Origin of the sequence: Sphingomonas aerophila (genome assembly GCF_014199305.1) — a bacterium.
GTDB classification, from domain to species: Bacteria; Pseudomonadota; Alphaproteobacteria; order Sphingomonadales; family Sphingomonadaceae; genus Sphingomonas; species Sphingomonas aerophila.
Genome location: NZ_JACIJK010000004.1, coordinates 318389 through 335150, shown reverse-complemented (window position 1 = coordinate 335150; position 16762 = coordinate 318389). Strand labels below are relative to the sequence as shown.

Annotated in this window: 14 protein-coding genes and 1 pseudogene; 10 read left to right on the top strand and 5 right to left on the bottom strand. The window is 63.6% G+C overall.

Annotated elements, in window-relative coordinates; all coding sequences use genetic code 11:
* Nucleotides 1-824 precede the first annotated feature (824 nt).
* The 6 genes from FHS94_RS08260 to FHS94_RS08235 all read left to right on the top strand — a co-directional run bounded on the left by FHS94_RS08260 (nt 825) and on the right by FHS94_RS08235 (nt 8855).
* On the top strand, nt 825-2708 hold the full coding sequence (locus FHS94_RS08260) for a TadE/TadG family type IV pilus assembly protein (RefSeq protein WP_184056542.1): 1884 nt from the start codon (nt 825-827) through the stop codon (nt 2706-2708).
* A complete protein-coding gene (locus FHS94_RS08255) occupies nt 2708-3310 on the top strand; it encodes a TadE/TadG family type IV pilus assembly protein (RefSeq protein WP_184056540.1) in 603 nt (200 codons plus the stop codon). The genes FHS94_RS08260 and FHS94_RS08255 overlap by 1 nt, the downstream gene beginning before the upstream one ends.
* Nucleotides 3307-4071 carry a TadE/TadG family type IV pilus assembly protein gene (locus tag FHS94_RS08250; protein ID WP_184056538.1) on the top strand — a complete coding sequence of 255 codons (765 nt, stop codon included), beginning with the start codon at nt 3307-3309 and terminating at the stop codon, nt 4069-4071. The genes FHS94_RS08255 and FHS94_RS08250 overlap by 4 nt, the downstream gene beginning before the upstream one ends.
* A 641-nt stretch (nt 4072-4712) precedes the next feature.
* The gene (locus FHS94_RS08245) at nt 4713-6848 is read left to right on the top strand and encodes a FecR domain-containing protein (protein ID WP_184056536.1); all 2136 of its coding nucleotides are present in this window, start codon (nt 4713-4715) and stop codon (nt 6846-6848) included.
* Nucleotides 6849-7209: 361 nt separating this feature from the next.
* Nucleotides 7210-7638 (top strand): PilZ domain-containing protein, encoded by a 429-nt coding sequence (locus FHS94_RS08240; RefSeq protein WP_184056534.1) that lies wholly within the window; start codon nt 7210-7212, stop codon nt 7636-7638.
* Nucleotides 7639-7712: 74 nt separating this feature from the next.
* Nucleotides 7713-8855, top strand: a complete 1143-nt coding sequence (locus tag FHS94_RS08235; protein WP_184056532.1) for an alpha/beta fold hydrolase — start codon at nt 7713-7715, stop codon at nt 8853-8855.
* 100 nt (nt 8856-8955) lie between these two features.
* On the opposite strand, the pseudogene FHS94_RS08230 reads toward FHS94_RS08235, so the two are convergent.
* Nucleotides 8956-9279 (bottom strand): annotated as a pseudogene (locus FHS94_RS08230) (NADPH-dependent FMN reductase); the annotation flags it as partial.
* Nucleotides 9280-9434: 155 nt separating this feature from the next.
* Here FHS94_RS08230 and FHS94_RS08225 point away from each other — a divergent pair.
* From FHS94_RS08225 to FHS94_RS08210, 4 genes are all read left to right on the top strand, one after another.
* Nucleotides 9435-9659 carry a hypothetical protein gene (locus FHS94_RS08225; RefSeq protein ID WP_221234632.1) on the top strand — a complete coding sequence of 75 codons (225 nt, stop codon included), beginning with the start codon at nt 9435-9437 and terminating at the stop codon, nt 9657-9659.
* A gap of 252 nt (nt 9660-9911) precedes the next feature.
* Nucleotides 9912-10220 carry a hypothetical protein gene (locus FHS94_RS08220; protein WP_184056528.1) on the top strand — a complete coding sequence of 103 codons (309 nt, stop codon included), beginning with the start codon at nt 9912-9914 and terminating at the stop codon, nt 10218-10220.
* A gap of 447 nt (nt 10221-10667) precedes the next feature.
* The gene (locus FHS94_RS08215) at nt 10668-10889 is read left to right on the top strand and encodes a hypothetical protein (protein WP_184056527.1); all 222 of its coding nucleotides are present in this window, start codon (nt 10668-10670) and stop codon (nt 10887-10889) included.
* 60 nt (nt 10890-10949) lie between these two features.
* Nucleotides 10950-12185 carry a DUF4238 domain-containing protein gene (locus FHS94_RS08210; protein WP_184056525.1) on the top strand — a complete coding sequence of 412 codons (1236 nt, stop codon included), beginning with the start codon at nt 10950-10952 and terminating at the stop codon, nt 12183-12185.
* A gap of 12 nt (nt 12186-12197) precedes the next feature.
* On the opposite strand, the gene FHS94_RS08205 is transcribed toward FHS94_RS08210, so the two are convergent.
* From FHS94_RS08205 to FHS94_RS08190, 4 genes are all read right to left on the bottom strand, one after another.
* Nucleotides 12198-13103: a DUF1259 domain-containing protein gene (locus FHS94_RS08205; protein WP_184056523.1), complete on the bottom strand. Its 906-nt coding sequence runs from the start codon at nt 13101-13103 to the stop codon at nt 12198-12200.
* 84 nt (nt 13104-13187) lie between these two features.
* Nucleotides 13188-14528: an alginate export family protein gene (locus tag FHS94_RS08200; protein WP_184056521.1), complete on the bottom strand. Its 1341-nt coding sequence runs from the start codon at nt 14526-14528 to the stop codon at nt 13188-13190.
* A complete protein-coding gene (gene chrA / locus FHS94_RS08195) occupies nt 14528-15928 on the bottom strand; it encodes a chromate efflux transporter (protein WP_184056519.1) in 1401 nt (466 codons plus the stop codon). The genes FHS94_RS08200 and chrA overlap by 1 nt, the downstream gene beginning before the upstream one ends.
* A complete protein-coding gene (locus tag FHS94_RS08190; RefSeq protein WP_184056517.1) occupies nt 15925-16752 on the bottom strand; it encodes a chromate resistance protein ChrB domain-containing protein in 828 nt (275 codons plus the stop codon). Before FHS94_RS08190 ends, chrA begins: the two co-directional genes overlap by 4 nt.
* Nucleotides 16753-16762: the final 10 nt, after the last annotated feature.

Below are 16762 nucleotides of genomic sequence, written 5' to 3'. Positions count from 1 at the left end.
TCGATAGATCCGGCGAGCATCGGTGGCCGAATGATGATTGACCGTGATCCCGTTTGTGGGACGCGGGATTTCACTCCGACGTCAAGCACAAAGGCCGCTTCTCTGCCCCTCACCGAGGTGTAACCAGGAAGCGGAACAGCGGCTGATGGTGGAACAGCCGTGGCGGGGGACTACGTTCCGAATCGACGACATCGGAAATCGGCTAGATGACTCGAGTTTCTGGCTCATGATGATGTGCGCAGGGAATGTCTGGAAATATGTTCCGATACGCGCGATCACGACGCATGCGGACATCGCAATTGCCGCGAGCGGGCTGGGCCTGAGCGTCTGGGTTTCCCGATCCTGCTTGTCCCGTCGCTGCTTCTCGTTGGCCAATTTTTCCTGAAGACATGCCCATCGATGATACCGGTGATGACGCGTGAACAGTCCTCGCGGACCGTCACGATTATTGGACTGACCGTGGCTTGATTGTCCATGTTCTTCGGTATCGCGGGCCTGTCGAGAGCTTACGGCGCAGTGTCCCAGGCGTTCTCGGTCATATCCGTCGTAATCCGAACCTCAGAGCCGGACCGGTACATCGTCAACCCGATCCACCAGATGCCGAGACTGAAACACCTAGGCCAAAACGGGCACTACCTCAGCCGGGCTGATTTGAGGCTAGTTCACGCTCCTGTAACGGACGACCGCGGCGCTCGCGGCCAAACACCTGAGTACGCAATCCTGACAGTCCTCGCCGCCGCCCTGCTCGTCAACTTGGAAGTAACCTTGGCCAGTTAGGCCATGGGCCGCGCAGTCCGGGGTGGGCATGCGTCGCGGAAGTGATCATGACCGACCAGAATTTGAAGCTGACTATCGCGCCAGGGTTTCTCACGCGGCTAGCGCGCGATCGTCGCGGCAACACGCTCGTCATGGTCGCCGCCTTCATGGTGCCGATCCTGGGCTTCGCGGGTTCCGCGGTCGACATGACCCGCCTATACGTCGTCAAGGTACGCCTGCAGCAGGCTTGCGACGCAGGTGCCCTCGCGGGCCGTAAGGGCATGACAGATACGACCACAAAGACGACCCTGGATGCGACGGCGTCGGCACAGGCGCAAATGTTCTTCACGAACAATTTTCGAAACGGATGGCTAGGGACTTCAAACACCGTCTTTACGCCGACTAAGGCGTCGGTAGGCTCAGGGGCGACCGTGGCGAATGCGGTGAACGGGACCGCCTCGGTAGCAGTTCCGATGACGGTTATGGCCATGTTCGGAGCTAAAACTACCACGGTCTCTGTCACCTGCCAGGCGATCTACGATCTCGCAGACACGGACGTGATGTTCGTGCTTGATACGACGGGTTCGATGTCCGGCGCGCCTACGGGCGGCGGCAACGGTAAAAAGCTCACATACACCCGCGACGACGGCATAAGCGCCTATTACAACGACGAACTAGCTGGATCGAAAGTCGAAGCGCTGCGCAAGGCCGTGCTCTTGTTCGATCAGACTATGACGGAAAACAAGCAGAGCGATACGATCGTTCGCTATGGTTTCGCGCCTTACTCCACCGTCGTTAATGTCGGCAAGCTGCTGCCCTCCTCGTCAGTATCGACTAATCTGGCCTATAACACACGCTGGGTCGACGGAGACTATCCGTCGATCAGCAACGTCGTGGGCGCATACCCGATCACGCAGGTTGACTGTCTGAATAATCGACGCACGCCGGGTTGGAGCAATAGCTACCGCTACCAAATCTCCGGTCAGAACTACGCCGTCGCACCCACGTACAGCTACGTTGGCTTCACCGGCACGACCAATTGGGCCGCGAACAACGGCGGAACTTGCACCGGCACGGGCGGCTCTGTGAGACGCCCCCTTTGGCGTTACGGCACGACGAGCCTCCCCGTGAACGACTACGCCCTCTTGAACACCGTCCCGACCCCGGGTCGCATTAATGGCGCGACCAGCAAATGGCGCGGGTGCGTGGAGATGACTGGCAAGTCTAACGCCAGCAGCTTCGACGCGAATAGTCTACCTTCTGACCTGGACCCAGATGTCATGCCACCTTGGCGTCCGATGTGGCCGGAGGTGGTCTGGTACCCGCAGGGGGCCAGTTCCGGCTATCCAGGTCTGGTTCGCGACCAAGACGTTAACGCGAACTACAACTACGGGGCACTTAGTGCGCAGGAGCAGGCCGACTCTGTCACTTGTCCGATGGAAGCGCAGACACTGAAAGCGATGTCTTCGAGCGAGGTGAACAATTATCTTTACGCGAACAACTTTAAGGCGGCGGGCAACACCTACCATGACTATGGAATGGCGTGGGGCTTGCGCATGCTGTCGCTCAAGGGTCCATTCGCAGCGACCGTAAAGGCGGTCGACGGTCGAAAGCAGCCTTCACAAAACATCGTGTTCATGACGGATGGCGATCCCGTTGCCGACCTCGACAATTACCAAATGTACGGGGTTGAAGGCCTCGACGGCAACATGGCCGACAAGAACGCGACGCAGGAGAAGACCAATCACCAAATGCGCCTCCGGGTGCTCTGCGATGCAGCAAAGCTGCGGGGCATTACAGTCTATATGATCGCATTCGGAACAGCGCTGACCGACGACATGAAATATTGCGCTTCGCCCGGCCAGTCTTTCACCGCCAGTAATAATGCCGCCCTGCAAGACGCGTTTGCAGCCATTGCCAAACGTATCGCGATGTTGCGGGTGAACCAGTGATGCGCCGTGTAGTGGCGCGCCTGCGGGGAGATCGACGCGGTGTAACGATCCTTGAGTTTGCGATCGTATGCCCGGTTCTGCTGATCCTGCTGATGGGCCTCGCCGACATCTGCTTTCAGGCGTACCTGCAGGCAGTCCTCACCGGCGCTGTTCAGAAGGCGGCGCGTGACTCGGCTCTGGAGGGCAATGGCACTGAAACGGCGACTACCGCGATTGATGACAAGGTCAAAGGTGCCGTCAACGGCATCATCAAGACTCTCGTGTGGGACAAGGCTAGCCGGCAGAGCTTCGCACACTTCGCCGACATTGGAGGCGAGTATTATTGGGATATGAATAAAAACAACAGCTACGACGCGGGCGAGTGTTTCGTGGACACGAACGGCAACAGTCGTTGGGATGCGGATCCGAGCACTGCCGGGCAGGGCTCCGCAAACGCGGTCGTGATCTATCGAATGGGCTTCAACTATCCGCGCCTATTCCCAGTAGCCAAGCTCATCGGCTGGTCTGACACTGTTCATCTGACCTCGCAGACCGTTCTGAAGAACCAGCCGTACAAATTTCAGAACACGGCCGACAATGTCAAGGTGTGTCCGAAACTATGACGCGCTTTGTTCGCCTGTATCGGCATCTTCGAAGTGAGACTGGCGGCTTAGCTCTGGTCGAATTTGCGCTGGGCGCGCCACTGGTGCTGCTTGCGGGCGGCTGGTGTACAGAGTTGTCCTACTATGGCCTATGTCAGCTGAACATAAGCCAGTACGCGCTTAGCCTGGCTGACAACGCGTCGCGCGTTGGACAGGTGGCGTCGAATGGCGTCAGCACGTTGCGAGAAACAGATTTGAATGACGTGTTGCAGGCAACCAAGGTGCAAGGCGACGGCCTGGACCTGACCACGAACGGGCGTATCATTCTGTCCAGCTTGGAGAACGTGACCCAGGACTACGATAACGCGCCCACGCAGCGGATTCATTGGCAACGCTGTATAGGTCTAAAACAGGGCGATGGTTACGACTCTAGCTATGGGGGCCCTACGAGCAAGAAGACGGCGGGAACGGCAGCACCAGCCGGGTATGTCGCAGGTACTGATGATCAATATGCGGGCGTCGCTGCCCCGACCGGCATGGGTGACGCTGGCGCGAAGGTCGTTGCGCCCAAAGACAGCGGGGTGATGTTCGTCGAGATCAACTATGAATACCAGCCGATCTTCGGCTCTATGTACATGAAGCCAACCCGGATACACTATATCGCGTCGTTCATGGTGCGCGACAATCGAGACTTCGAGAGGATTAGCAATCCAAACCCGACTGCGACTGCCTCCACGTGCGACCTGTACTCGCCGGGGCCAGTGACACTGAACAAGTTCTGAATCAGCGGCACGAAGTCCTGGAGCATACCGACTCCCTGAGCGGCTCAAAGTTGGGCTTTGTGGAAGCATAGTTGACGAGCTCTGAGTCATCAATAGTTCGATGATCACTCGGCTTGCAGACTCGCCCAGCGTGGCCCCGGCGGCCCCGATCGGTGTCGCTGTTCCCGACGTGAACCGTGCCTCCCCATCCAATAACGCCGGATCGGCTAGCATCCGACGGTTCACTAAGACGAGCTCGTCTCGTCAGGGGTGCTTGGCGTCCACAAGGCAGAACATGAGCGCGCCGAACGCGACCCAGCAAACCAGCGCGCGAGTGGCGATGTGTGATCTTTTACGATCACCACGATTTAGCTCCGACTTGGAGGTCATCTCCGTGACTGATGCACACGCCAGTCGCAGAGAGGTTGCGTATACGATGCTTCGTGACCCCAGCGTCAGGACCGTTCGATGCTTGTCATCACGAAGACACTTCGACGTGAAGATCTGTTCTGATCGGCGGAACGGGGCACGCCGGCGCGCTACCTAGCTCCGGTTAGCTCGAAACGACCGAGACGGACAAAGCGCCGCGCGTTCATGTTAACCGTTTTTGCCAACCGAATCTGAGCAACCGCTCTCACATGAGGCATCCAACAGGGGGACTCATGCTAAGATCATTCTCGGGCGCGCTGACTGCTGCGATCCTCGTATCGGCAAGCAGTGGCGCCATGGCGCAGGCGCTGACCTGGCGTTTGTCGGAGACGGTGGGCGCGGTAATGATCCAGCGCGGGGGCGTTTCGCGCCCAGCGACGCGCGGCGCGACGCTGGCGGAAGGCGACGTGGTGCAGACGGCCGGCGGCGGACGCGCGGTGCTGGTGCATGATCGCGACTTCGTGACGGTGGCGCCCAACAGCCGCGTGTCCGTGCCCGAGGCGGCGCAGGCGAGCGGCCTGACCAAGCTGATCCAGACCATCGGCAACGCGGTCTACAAGATCGAGAAGCTTGGCGTGCCACACTTCGGCGTTAACACCCCGTACCTGGCCGCGGTCGTGAAGGGCACGACCTTCTCCGTTACTGTCGATGCCAGCAGCAGTTCGCTCCAGGTGGTCGAGGGCGCCGTGGAAGTGGCGACGCTGGATGGCGGGGCGCGCGACCTGATCCGGCCGGGCGCGGTGGCGAGCATTGCAGCAAGCGACATGTACCGCCTGCGCGTGCAGGGCGATTCCGACCGGACCATCGACTCGCCCGCGCGCCCTGCGTCGAGCGCGCCAGCACCCGCGCCTGCGCCGACTTCATCCGCGCCTGCGCAAACGCCCCAGGCGGCTGTAACCGAGAACAAGGTCGTGGCGGTGCAATCGCCCGCCGATGTCGGCGGCGCGGTGATGGTTGGCCACAACTCGATCGACAACTCGCTGCCGGTGATCGTCGAGACAATCTCGTCCAAGCCGACCGATCTCGGCTCGGTGACGGGTGGACTGGTGACCGGCACTATTGCGCCGGTCATCGCATCGGTCGCGACCACGGTTGATCGCGTTGCCTTTGCGGCAGAGGTGAAGCAGCCTGCGCCTGGTGGACTGGCGCTTGTAACTGCCCCTTCGTCCGATCGCCCCGAACCGACCAAAGCCGCTCCGGCCATCGCCTCTCCAACGTTGACGAACGGTGCTGGGCTGGACGCGGCGATCGTAGGAGACGCCAAGGTCACCTACACGCCGGCTTCCCCTTCACCATCGGTCGGTGCGCCAAGTGCGCCGACCGACGCGGCTAAGGCGGCACCTGCCGACGTAGCTCCGTCACCTGCTGGGCAGGGCGGTCGCGATAAGCCTGTCGTGGCTGATCCGGGTACGAAGGCGACAGTGCCCGACGCTGGTCCAGTTCCGACCAGCCCGGCTGGAGACGACAAGCCTACCGCTCCCGCACCGCGTGACAAGCCGTCAGCACCCGACGCCGGTCCTGCGCCGGCCGGAGCGGGCGCTGGCGACAAGCCTGCCGCTCCCGCACCGGGTGACAAGCCGACTGCACCCGATGCTGGCCCCGCGCCGGCCGGACCAGGCGCTGGCGACAAGCCGGTCGCCCCCGGTGACAAGCGAACTGCGCCCGATGCTGGCCCCGCGCCGGCCGGATCAGGCGCTGGCGACAAGCTGGTCGCCCCCACACCGCGTGACAAGCCGTCAGCACCCGACGCCGGTCCTGCGCCGGCCGGAGCGGGCGCTGGCGACAAGCCTGCCGCTCCCGCACCCGGTGACAAGCCAACTGCACCCGATGCTGGCCCCGCGCCGGCCGGACCAGGCGCTGGCGACAAGCCTGCCGCTCCCGCACCCGGTGACAAGCCAACTGCGCCCGATGCTGGCCCCGTGCCGGCCGGACCAGGCGCTGGCGACAAGCCGGTCGCCCCCGCACCGGGCGACAAGCCATCAGCACCTGATGCCGGTCCTGCGCCGGCCGGACTGGGCGCTGGCGACAAGCCTGCCGCTCCCGCGCCCGGCGACAAGCCAACTGCACCCGATGCTGGCCCTGCGCCCGTTGGCCCGGGTGCTGGGGACGGGCCTCTAGCTCCCGCGCCCGGCGACAAGCCAACTGCACCCGATGCTGGCCCTGGTCCGATCGGACCGGGCGCTGGCGATGGACCTCTGGCTCCCGCGCCCGGCGACAGGCCAACCGCGCCTGATGCTGGCCCTGCGCCGATCGGACCGGACGCAGGCGACGGGCCCCTAGCGCCCGCACCCGGCGACAAGCCGACTGCGCCCGATGCTGGACCGGGGCCGACCGGACCAGGTCCTGGCGACAAGCCCACGGCGCCCTAAGCAGGAGGCGAGGGGTGGCTCTGACCTTCAAACAATATCTCCGAGTGCGGCCAGCAACGAAGAGCGATGTTGGGCAGCTTGTGTCTGCCATCCGGCGCGACCGCCGCCTCCGGCCGATCAGCGGCTGGACTGATCTGGAACGCTATTTGGTCCGCATCGCAGCCGAACCGGATACGCGGGCCACAGCTCGCCGGCTTTGGCTCGCTTATCAGGCCGCTATTCGAGCGTAAGTAGGCGCCATCGATTCCTGCCGGTGCCGATAGTGATGGGAGTTCGAAGACCGACCCGCTTCAAGGGAAGAGGGTCGACCTGGCAACGTGATCGGCGTAGGCCGTTGCTCGACTGACCTTCTGCAGCTGGTATGACCGACCCTGACGCCACCTCACCGGACGAGCTGCCGCTACCCGAGCCGACCGAGCGCGCACCGCGGGCTAATGTGCTGCTCAAGGCCATCATCGAACAGTTCGGCGGAGCAGGCATCAGCGCGCACAGGGTTCGCGACCTTTCCACGAGGGGCATGCGCATCGATCAGGTGGACGTCCTTCGGCAAGGCGCAACGGTTCTTGTCACAGTGGGAGCGCTGGAAGCGGTCGGGGCGACCGTGGTGTGGGTTGCGGATGGTTCGGCCGGGCTGGAATTCGCCACCGAGATCGACCCTGATCAGGCCCGTGCAAGGGTCGCTATTGCGCCAAAGACCGACGGAAGTCGCCACCAACCCGCGTCCAGCGGCTCGCTGCCTCCCGTAAAAGCCGGGTGGGTGCAGGATATGCAGAGCCCCTATCGGCGTTGATCCAGGTTACATAGTTTTTGCGGAACGCCCGCCTTCCTTGGCCCGTTCGCGATTGATCGCATCGGGAGAGGACCGTGGGAGCACAATCGATCTTACGGGCGCTGTTTGCGCTGTTGTCGCTGATCATCCTGGCAGCCGCTGGCTACCTGCTTTGGTCTTGGTATCACGGCGACCTCATCCGTGACGCCGATGGTGTGCTGCGCCATCGCGACAGTTGGCGACTGTGGACTGGACTGGCGCTGTTCGCCTGGTCCTTTCTGGGCCGGTCGCTTGTGCTGCCTCTGCTTGCCCGGCGGGATCAAGATCCCATGCGACTGGAGCGGGGCGACGGGCGGCTCATCGAGAGCACAACCGGTGCCAAGCTTTGGGTCGAGACCTATGGCCCAGAAGAGGCCCAGCCGCTGATCCTGACACACGGCTGGTCGCTGGACAGCCGCATTTGGCATTACGCAAAGCGTGATCTCGCCGGTCGCTTTCGGCTGATCGTGTGGGACCTCCCGGGCCTTGGTCGATCCAAGCGAGCTCGTGCCAAAGTGGACATGGCAGGGTTCGCCCAGGACCTCGCGACTGTGCTCGGTTTGGCAGGTGGTCGCCCTGCCGTGCTCGTCGGGCACAGCATTGGCGGCATGGTTATCCAAACGCTCGCCCGCGACAGGTCGGAACTGTTCGGCCGAGAGGTAAGCGGGGTCGTCCTGCTCGACACGACCTACACCAACCCACTCAAGACCATGATCCTGAGCGGCCTTGCCCAGGCGCTCCGCTGGCCGGTGATCGAGCCCATGATGAGGCTCAAAATCCTGCTGCAGCCCTTGTCGTGGCTAAGTTCATGGCAGAGCTATGTCAGCGGGTCCTCGCACATCGCAACCAGGCTCGGCTTCGGCCGCTATGTCACGCGTAGCCAACTCGACCGCACAACTCTGCTCATGACGATGCAGAAGCCGGCGGTGTCGGCCCATGGTGACCTTGCCATGTTCCGCTGGGACGCGAACGACGCCCTGCGCTCCTGCCAGGTGCCCGTTCTGGTGATCGGGGGCAGCAAGGACATTGTGACCAAGCCGGAAGCCTCCGACCATATCGCCCGTTCTGCGGGCACGGGACGGCTGCAGATCATCGAGGGCGTGAACCACATGGGACCAGTGGAGCGGGCGGACGCCTACCACGACGCCATCGCCGCATTCGCGGACACCGTCGTGCCGCGCGGCCCGGTCGCGGTCTGATGTTCTTCTTCTTCTCGCGCCGGCTTGGGTGTGCAGGCTCGCTAGCTCTTTCCTTGGGCCTCACCTTCCTGCTACTCCTCGCGTTCGGCTGGGTTCGCTTCTAGGCGGCCGGGTCACCAGAGCGCCTAATCGCAATAGCGGACAGGTCGGTTGCCGGGTTGACTGACCGGCCCGCTTGCTTGCGTTCGGAACAGCGATCGACAAGATGGGCTGCATGGGGTCGCAGCAGCACCGTAAAGCGCACCAGCTCCTCCATCACGTCCACAATGCGGTCATAGTAGCTGGACGGCTTCATGCGACCGGCTTCGTCGAATGCTTTTTACGCCATCGCGACCGATGACTGGTTCGGGGTCGTGATGATGCGCATCTAGCGTCCCAGCAGGCGCAAGGTGTTTACTGCGTTGAACGACTGCGACCCTCCTGATGACAGAGCCTCGGCTACCGAACTGATGCCGAGATCGCGAACGCGCTGAAATGCTGGGCGACCTGGACGGAGCGGCTCGGTTCCGCGAGACCGGCGTGCGCGGGCAGGGCATGGCCCAATTGCACAAGCTGCCGTGAAGCCATACTTCGCATGTGTTGGGCTACGTCGGCGAAAGCCGCTCGTCGGACTCGAAAGTAGCCATCATGCTCGCGGCTGACGCGGAGCTCGATGAAATGTTGGTCGGCACTCAGGTGAAGGTCACTTTGGACGCGTTCCAAGTCTGGGAGTATCCCGGGTTCAGTCCTCATAAGGTGCTGTTCGGTTTCCAGGGCCGGGACCAAGCTGGCGAAGAAGCTCAGGACCTCAGTTTGCGAGCGTGATCACGGTCAACAATGGGGATCGTGCAGCAATAAACAGAATGCCCATCTTCACTGGACTTACCGTTACTCGGGATGGACTTTCGCTCAAGGTCAAGACGGCCCGAATTGGCAGTGGCAGTGATCAGGCCCTCCTCGACGTGCTGGAAAGTTCGGCTTCAAGGAAGGCTTGAAGCTGATGAGCAAGCTTCAACCAGCGCTCCCGCAACTGGTCGCCTCGCCGGCGGCATCACCAAGAACATCCTCGGGCGGCTGATGAACCGCCAAATACAGGCCTTTGATCTCGGGCTGGACTTTGCCAAAAACCAGACCTCGATCCGCCTTCGACGCGGTTCCTATGTTGTCGTTCAGGTCCCCGGCAAGGCGATGTGGCGGTGGGAGGATTGGAGCTTCGACCGTAGCACCATGAGCGTCGTCGATGGCGAAGGTAACGCGGCACCCTACAACGTGATCGTCTTCGGAGTAGCGGAGAGCGGCGCGACGGCAGCGCGATCCGCAGCTCGAAAAGGCGGCCTTGCGGCTCTAGAAGCTTCTCGCCCGGCACGACAACCATCTTCGTCGTAATGTTGGTGGAGTTGCAATCTGGATGACGCTGGATCCTGCGCACTAAGCTGGCGCGGATTTGCAACCCGTCCTACAAGGATCGGATGAGCCTCGGCCGCACCGTACGCATTCGCCTTGGCCCTTCTTGGGGCGATGTTGATCGTGCGCATGGGGCCGATATGCGAAGCGATGGTACAGGCCCCTTCGGTGGCAGGGGTGCACGCCGCAATGGCCGTCTGCGACCGGGCACCGGTCAAAAAGGTGCCGTCGGTCTGCTGCCCGGGTTCGTGCGTCGCTACCACAATCGGATCCCATGCTCCGGCATCCGGGCAGCTTGCAGTGACGATGAAGCTGCCTCTCGGCCTCCATCGAGGCCTGGAGGGCCGCTCGTGTGGTCCAGCGCCGCCGCTTCCACGAACCATCTGAACAGACTGGATCTCAGCCTTTCAATCAATCCGAGGACATCACGTGAAGACCATCAAGTACATCGGCGCGGCCATCGCGCTCGCGCTCGTTCCCGCCACAGCCTTTGCTGCCGCTGACTGCTGCGCGGGCAAGGAGTGCTGCAAGGACGGCGCGGACTGCTGCAAGGAGAACGAGGGCGCGAGGAAGGACTGCTGCGCCGACAAGAAGGACACGAAGCACGGCGACCATGCCGGCCACGACATGTCAGGCATGCAGGAAGAGTGAGTTCAGCGGGAGCGTCGACTCGCGCTCCCGCATCGGTTTCGCTGTGAAACGGCCGTCGGCATGCCCAATAACAAGAACCAGCACTACGTCCCGCGCTGTCACCTGAAGCCGTTCACCCGCGATGGCGAGGGTCTGGCCATCAATCTGCTTAATCATGCGAGCGGGCGGGTGGTGCTAGGTGCGCCGGTCAAGAACCAGTGCTCGCGCAGCTACTTCTACGGCGAGGATCTCGTGCTGGAAACGCTGCTGCAGGATGAGGAAGGCAAGTATGCGGCGATCGTGCGTGCGATCACCGCTGGCGAGACCGTCGATCTGGCCCAGCATCGGTTTCTACGTGACTTCGCCTATCTGCAGGTGAGCCGAACGGCCGCAGCAATGGAACGTCGGCGCGCTGCGCTGGTGGAGATGGACCACGTCGCTCACCAGGGCTTCGAGGACGTGCGCAACGAGCGGCCGGATACCTCGCACCCTCAGATCATGCTCTCGACGATGAAGACCTGGGCGGAAACCGCGAAGCATATCCATGATCTGGAAGTGCTGCTCGTCCGCAACGAGACGTCGCGCGACTTCTTCACGTCCGACGATCCCGCTGCGCTTACCAACCGGGTGTACCTGCAGCGCATGAAGGACCACAGCTTCGGTCTAATCACGGTGGGCACGCAGATAGTGATGCCGCTGACGCCCCGCGTCGCGATGATCTCCTTCGACCCCGGCGCATATGTGCCGAAGGGAGCGTCGAAGGGCTGGATCGTCACGGATCGTGTCGGCGACGTCCACGCCATCAACGAGTTCCAGCTGCTCAACTCGGTCGCCAACCTCTACTTTGCCGATGCTGACGATGCGGGAAGGATTGGCGTGGCGTTCGCCGCGGCTGCCCTGCGGCGGCCAGCCGAGCGGTTCCGCAACTGGGTGGGCGTCCAGATCGACGATGATGGGGACTTCGAGCGCTACCGGCGTGCGACTCCGGAGGAGCTGCAGACCAGGGCTACACGTGTCACGACCTACTCGCCGGTCTATCCGGTGCCCTCCCGCTGGTTTTCCAAGCTGCCATTCCGGCTGCCGCTGTCCGGCGCCACCAATGGGTCGGGAGTCGGCTTCGTGCGGCCCGCCCACATGAAGCCTGGCATACGATACAGGACCGAGCCGATCCCGACACGGCCGCTGCCCGGACACGGTGCCGATGGTCCGAACGTCGCGTACATCCGCAAAGAGGCACTCCGCGATCCGGCACCGCGGCCCATGCGCGGGGCGGATCTGAATGCCCTTGTCCGGTCGGCAGGCCGACACCTTCGCTGACCGGCAGCTCGCCTACGGCTTCTGGATGTTCATCTCGTTGAGTGCCGTACGAAGCCCGCGCGCCAGCTTGCTCGCGTCTTGATTGGCCCAGAAATGCATAAAGAACAGCCGAGGCTCGTCATCCAGCATGTGGTTGTGAAGCGCGGTCACTTCGATCCCGTTGGCGCGTAGCGCCCGCATCACCGGGTCAACCTCACGTGCCACCATGACGAAGTCGCCCGTGATCGCGGCCTTGCCGCCTCCGGTGGGCTGGAAGTTGATCGCCGTCGCCATGCCCATCGTTGCTGGAGCCGGCATCCCGCCGGCCATCAGCTTTTCCGCGCGCGGGAAGCTGAATTGATAAACTCCACCGTTGGCCTTGCCCTTGGCGCCCATCGCTTGATCGAGACCGGACGTATCTAGGTCGAGCGGCGGGCTTGATCCCGCCCCGGCCGCCGGAGGCTGCGAATCTCTGGAAGGCGCGGCAAGAGGCGTGCCGCTTACAGCCAGCGCACCATGAAGGGCCTGGGCGATCTTCACGGGATCACCATGGGCTCCGATATGAAGATACATCGTCGCAGGCGACGAGCGCAGCAGATGGTTGTGAAGCGCGGTGATGGTGAAGCCGCTCGCGAGCAGGCGGCTCATGACGGGATTGACCTCCTCCTGCGTCAGCACGAGATCACCCATGACCATCACGTCGTCGCCCATCGGCTGGAAGGCGGCCCAGGAGCCGAGCGCTAGCGCAGGCTTGATCGCCACCCCGTCCAGGGTGACCTTGAGATCCGAGCGCGGGAAGCCATAACGGTGAACGCCGCCCGGCTGCTCAGTGCCGGGCCGGCCGAGCGCCTGATCGACCGCCGTCCAGTTCGGTGCTGCCCAGGCAGGGGCAGCTGACGACGCGGCGAGAGCGCTGGCTATGAGTAGCTTTTTTAACATTCTTGATCTCCTGATCCAGGGCCGACCACCGCCATTAATCCGAGCGATGCGACCCTCGAATTGACCCGACTGACTGGCCATCGGCTAAAAGCTCGCCGTTGCGTTCAGCGACAGATACTTGGTCCAGCGCCCGGGCGGAGCGTTCGGGGCGGTGCGTAGGAAGTGTCCCTTGGCGAGCAGCACCGCATCGACTTCCAGGCGCAGCCACGAAAAGGGCTGATGCCGAACGCGCCCGTCGAGCTGCGTGCCAGCGAAGCTCCCTGATCGTCCGGTCACGTCCCGGACGCCGGTCGACGAAAAGCTGTCTTCGCGCGCTGCGAGCCACATCGGCCGCAGAGTCGCCAGGAGGTCGGTGCGCTTGCTCGGCACGGTTTCGATCCTCAATCCCGGGCTGATCATGTTGCTGCGGAGGATCGCGTTGTAGAGGCCCGCCGGCGCGAGATCGGCCCGCCGCATGCCGAACAGCGTGTCGAAGCGCCCGTAGGCCCCGCCAGGTCCGTCGCCGCTCGCGAGATCGTACTCCGCCGACACTCGGGTCTTCCATGCGTCGCCGAAGGAGTAGCCGCCGTCGGCATGGACGAACCAGGCGCGAACCTGCTGCGTAGGCGCACCCGGCGCCAGGCTGGTCGAGATATGGCCGCGCTGCACGATGCCCTCGACTTCACCATCGAAGCGGTGCGGCGCAGGATCGCGAATGACGCGCAAGCTGGCCGTGTTGAGGGATCGGTCGCGGGTCGGCCGCCCGACCGTGTCATGCTCGCCAAGATGGAAGAACGAGACGTCGACGTTCGCAGGGCCGATCGCGTGAGCGCGGCTGACTAGGCCACCCCACAGCACCTGGTCAAAGCCCTCGTGGTCGAACTCGACAGCGTTGCGACGTATGCTGGGGAGATCGTCGGGGCGGCGTTGCTGCGGCAGAACGTAGATCAGCGTCGCCTTCCATGCTGACACGCCGAGATCCGCGCGCACGCCGGTGAAGCCGTTGGTCGTGTTGCGATAGTCATCATTGGCGACGAGGCGGCGCGACCCGAGGTCCAGGAGGAAGCGGCCGGCCTGAACGGTCGTGGACGTGCCTGCTCCCAATATCCCCGGCAACTTGACCGCCACATAGGCCTGGACCAGCTCGACCGCGTTGACCTCGCCGGTGCTGACCGGCGTGCCTCGATCGTCGGCATTGACGCGGCTGTCCCACAGCTCCGCCGCGACCTGGACAGGTCCGTCCTGATACTGCGCACGGACGGTCGTACGGAGGTTCACCAGATCGTCGGACTCGTTGAAGCCCGCCCGCGCCTGTCCGTCGATCGCTTCGGAGCGCAGCCGTGCTGTGCCCGAGAGCGACCAACCCTCCTTGGGCGCCTCTTGCGCCGCGGCAGGGGCGACATAGCACAGACCGCCTAGCGCTGCTGCCCACCAGCTCCGCCGCATCAGGCGACCAGCCCGAGGAGATGGAGCACGATGCCCGCAGCCGAGGTGGCGAGCAGCGTCGTGATCACGCCTGCGCGCAGCAGGAAGATGGCCGCCATCGCGCCCAGGGAGAGGAGCAGCGCCCAAGGGGCAATGCTTCCCAGCACCGGTGCGTCAAAGCGGAAAGGGCCGAACGCGACCGGGGATGTGGCGCGGAACAACGTGTGGAGCGCGAACCAGACGGCAAGGTTGAGGACCACACCGACGACAGCTGCCGTGATCGCGGACAGCGCGCCGGCCACCGCAGCATTCCCGCGTAGCCGCTCGATGAAGGGCGCGCCGAGGAAGATCCACAGGAAGCATGGCACGAAGGTCACCCAGGTAGCGAGCAGCCCGCCCAGCGTCCCCGCCAGAAGCGGAGAGAGCCCGCCCGGGTCTCGGTAGGCGCCGAGAAAGCCGACGAACTGGAGCACCATGATCAGCGGTCCAGGGGTGGTCTCAGCCATGCCGAGCCCGTCGAGCATTTCGCGGGGCTGCAGCCAGCCATAGTTCTCCACCGCCTGCTGGGCGACATAGGCGAGGACGGCATAGGCACCCCCGAACGTCACCATTGCCATGGTCGAGAAGAAGGTCGCGATGCGGCTGAACACGTCGTCCGGGCCGAGCGCACTGAGGAGCGCTGCGACCGGCACCAGCCACAACGCTAGCCAGACGACAGCGGTACGGAGCGTTTCGCGCCAGGTCGGCCGCGCATGGTCGGGCAGTTCCTCGCCCAGAAGCGTGTCCGCGTCGGCGACGATCGCGCCCTTGCCGGCGCCGTGACCACCGTTGCCCTTGAACGCGGTCGATCCCTGGCGGCTCACCCACCAGCCGATGAGCCCAGCACCGAGTACGATGAGGGGGAACGGCGCGTTGAGGAAGAAGATCAGCACGAAGGCGAGCGCCGCGAGAGCCCGTGCAGCGCCGGTCTTGAGTGCGCGGCTGCCGATCCGAACCACCGCCTGGAGGACAACGGCCAGCACCGCTGCCTTCAACCCGAAGAACAAGGCCGAGACGATACCCACCCGGCCGTAGAGGACGTAGATCCAGCTCAGCGCCATGATCGCGATCGCGCCGGGCACGACGAACAGCACGCCGGCGATGATCCCGCCCCGCGTCTTGTGCAGCAGCCAGCCGATATAGGTGGCGAGTTGCTGCGCCTCGGGACCAGGCAGAAGCATGCAGTAGTTGAGCGCGTGCAGGAAGCGATGCTCCCCGATCCATCGTTTCTCTTCGACTAGGATGCGGTGCATCACCGCGATCTGGCCGGCCGGGCCGCCGAACGAGAGCATCGCGATCCGCAGCCAGACCCAGAAGGCTTCACCAAGCGTGACCGATTGAGGACGGGCCACCGAGGGCGCCTGCAGCGTCGTGGCATTCATGCCGATACCTCCGCGGACTTGGCCTTTGTTGGTTGGTGCGACGACCAGTTGTGCTTCTCACCCCGTGCATCGCGGCACCAGCGGTACAGCGCGTCGTAGATCGCCATTCCTGCCTCGAGCTGTTTGTGATCGTCGCCGTGACTGCGCGACAGGCCGAGTGAGATCGCGAGCAGGCCAGCCGCTTCGGGCGCGACGTCCAATCGATCCGTGTCGGCACCGCGGACGATCGCTGCCAGCCGCATTAGCGGCTCGTGGGTGCCGAGACCAAATGCCTCGACCATGATATCGAAGGTGCAGCGCTCGCCGCGGTGGCTCCAGAACACCCGCTCGTCCGAGACGTCGAAAGGCTCGGCCTGCTCATGGGCCGCCACGCCCAATACGTCGCCGGTCCCGACGAACAGGAATCGGGCGTGAGGATCGACGAAGCGGCGGATCAGCCAAGGGCAGGCGATCCGATCGACCTTCGGCCGGGCGCGTGTCACCCACCAAGTGCGCCCGTCCGGATGGCGGGGCGGAAGATGGGCGAGCGAGACGGTCGGCAGCCCTGCATCACGCCACGTGCTGAAGCCCCCTTCCAGTATCTCGGCCGGAACACCGTCGCTGCGGAGGATCGCCGCTTCCGCTGCTGCGGCACTCGACCCGTCGTCGTCCACGACGACGACCGGTTCGTCGATAGCCGCTTCCACTCCGTCGGCCGCCAAGGCGAAGACTGAGCCAGGGATGACCACCGCTGGATCGATACGCAGATCTAGAATCCGCGGAGATCCGGCTAGTGCAATCAAGCGGACGAGCTTGTCGGATGAGATGGAGTTGGGCGCAGGCATGGCGTGTCCT

Bases quoted from the DNA above. Each gene is read 5' to 3' on its own strand.
- FHS94_RS08260 (WP_184056542.1), top strand. From the start codon at position 825: ATGACCGACCAGAATTTGAAGCTGACTATCGCGCCAGGGTTTCTCACG.
- FHS94_RS08255 (WP_184056540.1), top strand. From the start codon at position 2,708: ATGCGCCGTGTAGTGGCGCGCCTGCGGGGAGATCGACGCGGTGTAACG.
- FHS94_RS08250 (WP_184056538.1), top strand. From the start codon at position 3,307: ATGACGCGCTTTGTTCGCCTGTATCGGCATCTTCGAAGTGAGACTGGC.
- FHS94_RS08245 (WP_184056536.1), top strand. From the start codon at position 4,713: ATGCTAAGATCATTCTCGGGCGCGCTGACTGCTGCGATCCTCGTATCG.
- FHS94_RS08240 (WP_184056534.1), top strand. From the start codon at position 7,210: ATGACCGACCCTGACGCCACCTCACCGGACGAGCTGCCGCTACCCGAG.
- FHS94_RS08220 (WP_184056528.1), top strand. From the start codon at position 9,912: ATGAACCGCCAAATACAGGCCTTTGATCTCGGGCTGGACTTTGCCAAA.
- FHS94_RS08210 (WP_184056525.1), top strand. From the start codon at position 10,950: ATGCCCAATAACAAGAACCAGCACTACGTCCCGCGCTGTCACCTGAAG.
- FHS94_RS08205 (WP_184056523.1), bottom strand. From the start codon at position 13,103: ATGTTAAAAAAGCTACTCATAGCCAGCGCTCTCGCCGCGTCGTCAGCT.
- FHS94_RS08200 (WP_184056521.1), bottom strand. From the start codon at position 14,528: ATGCGGCGGAGCTGGTGGGCAGCAGCGCTAGGCGGTCTGTGCTATGTC.
- chrA (WP_184056519.1), bottom strand. From the start codon at position 15,928: ATGAATGCCACGACGCTGCAGGCGCCCTCGGTGGCCCGTCCTCAATCG.
- FHS94_RS08190 (WP_184056517.1), bottom strand. From the start codon at position 16,752: ATGCCTGCGCCCAACTCCATCTCATCCGACAAGCTCGTCCGCTTGATT.